The 2,447-nt window shown below is 36.0% G+C and carries 1 protein-coding gene and 1 pseudogene; both read right to left on the bottom strand.

Features of this window, described 5'->3' with window-relative positions:
* On the bottom strand, nucleotides 1-551 hold a 551-nt coding region (locus CER22_RS30840; RefSeq protein ID WP_142293617.1), incomplete at its 3' end, for a MerR family transcriptional regulator.
* Between the two features lie 451 nt (nucleotides 552-1,002).
* Nucleotides 1,003-2,432: pseudogene (locus CER22_RS30835) on the bottom strand (IS4 family transposase).
* Nucleotides 2,433-2,447: the final 15 nt, after the last annotated feature.

Genomic DNA, 2,447 nt, shown 5'->3' with positions numbered 1-2,447 from the left:
ATCTCTCTGACCATCTTCATAAGATTATCATCCCTTAGCTCTAACCTCTTTTCTATCCTTTCTTCACGTTCCTTCCGATCTTTCATATCTTCCATTATTAATCTATTTCTTTCTTTTATATCCTCTTCAATTAATTCATTCTTTTGATCCATATGATCACTTAATCGTTTTTCCATTTCTAATAGATTTGCTTGCTGCACCTTATTGATTTCTTCTATCATAGCGCTATATTGTTGTTGGAATTGATATTGCCTTTGATAAGGGACTGGATCTGTACCCTGGGATTCCTCTTTCTTATTAGCGATTCCAAACTGCTTTGCAATCATTTTCGCAGCTTTTTCTAAAGTCATACCGTCTTGCTTACTCAACTCTACTAACTGTTCAATCAGTACAACATCAAAATCTGAATACTCCCTTCTCCCCCGACTATTTTTTCTTACATCATACCCTTCACGTTCAAGGACATCCGAATACTTTCTAAGTGTGCTGCCACTTACCCCTAAACGGCTATAGACCTCACTGCTGGTATATATTACTTCTGCTTCTGACATAGCGCTACACCACCTCCTATAAGCAAAATTCCATATCCAAGGTTTAATACCTCTTAAAATCCATCGACGAAGCTCGCACGGTCTTTGCTATGTTTTGTCGGAATAAGGGAATTTGAAAATAAATAAAATTTCTTTAGATTTTCACTTAAAATATAAGGTCAGGATGAGTATAATCCGAAACATGCAGTAAAAAAAAGGGGGGAAATACTATGAAAAAGAAAAAGAAGAAAGCACATAAAAGAAAGAATAAATCAAGCTTAAAGATTCGTTTTTGGGGTTTTGAACTCTTCTTCAAACATATTTCTTAATTGGGGTCTCACCACATCGCTATCAAGCTAAGCTTATGCAAAGTCAATTTTAGGCGAGATTGTTTCTTTTTTCTAAGGGGCAAGTTTAGGTGATTGAAAGATTTACATACGAAATAAACCCTAATGGGTTTCACTTTTTTGAATTAAGCGGCTTGATTATCAGACATGGAATTGTAAACGACACCTAATATATCAAAGACCGTTTTTTTCTCATATCGATGAGATTTCCGCCCGTTTTGCTGTAGGAGATTGAACAGACGAAGTAACACCTTTGATAGCTCTTGGGTGTTTTTTTGTATAGTTTGGAATAGAAGAAGAAAATAGTCTTTAATCATATATATGGCTTTATACTCACTAAGCTCTCGTTTTTTCTTCATGAGGAGCAATTGGCGCATTTGAAACATGATATAGAAGAACAGAGTAGAATGGCAATCAACTGACCATATAAATGGCACTCCAATCGTTCTCGTTTTATCTTTTTACAATGATGAATTTGAAAGAATGACTTCCACGTTTTAAATAAAATTTCGATTTGCCAACGCAAAGAATACCAGTCATGTACCTGTCCCATCGGGACAATATCTGTAGGGGTGTTTGTCATATATACATTGATACCACTGAGTCGTTTACTACGAGAAGAATACTTCATTCCTTTCTTTTTTTCTCTTACAGCTTGATCTTGTAATCGTTTTTGTTGCTGTTGTTTTGTTAATCGATGAACAATTACACGAGCTGGCACTTTATCAGTCATTCCTACATAAGCATTAGCTATTTCACATGTTTGTCCTGGTTGAAGAGAGTTCAGTAACATCTCCATATCTAACTGTATATACTCTGTACCTTTCTTAATTCTTCCATCTTGAAAATAATCAGGGTTAGGATTTTTTTGATACATACGTGTATTCGACTTGATACGAGAGATATAGTAGGCCTCTTTATCTTGTATATATTGAAGGTCTTTTAAATGAAAATAACCTAAATCTCGGATACATAAATCATTTGCCGTCACAGTTGGGGCACACAGAGAGCCATAAGTACGATCATGTTGTTTACCTGGACCTGTATGAATATGTAGGAACTGTCCGCTTAACAAATCATACTCAAGTTGAATTTTTATCCCAGCAGTATGGCTACATCCTCCTGCACCTGGATAAACCGATGAAAATACATCAGGGAATTGAAATGCAGTTGAATCTAAAATACGAATACGCTTAAAAACAGAAGTATATGGAGAAGAAATCGGTATAGATGAGGTCAATTTTCGGGTTAGTAGTTCAGCTAGTATGTGTTGTAAAAATTGGACGGCTGCTTTATTAAATCGTTGGTTCAGTCCCTCGGGACTGATGAGCACTTCTGTCGAGGCTTCTAAACAGCTAGATAACTGAGTTAAAGACGTCGTAGCGATATTTTGGTTCATCCATACACATAAAGCGACTAAATCTTTTGCTTGGTACTTACTGGTTCGTTGTACGAAACCAACATCTCGAGCAAGATTCCGTAAGGTATTTGGAGATAAAAAACGTTGAATCTCTTGAGCAAATAGTTGTAATTCATCAGACACAGAAACAGACATAAAAAACGCCATCCT

Source organism: Bacillus sp. K2I17 (assembly GCF_002209985.1).
GTDB classification, from domain to species: Bacteria; Bacillota; Bacilli; order Bacillales; family Bacillaceae_G; genus Bacillus_A; species Bacillus_A wiedmannii.
Note: the sequence above shows the minus strand (reverse complement) of the source record. Positions and strands in the feature narration are given on the sequence as shown.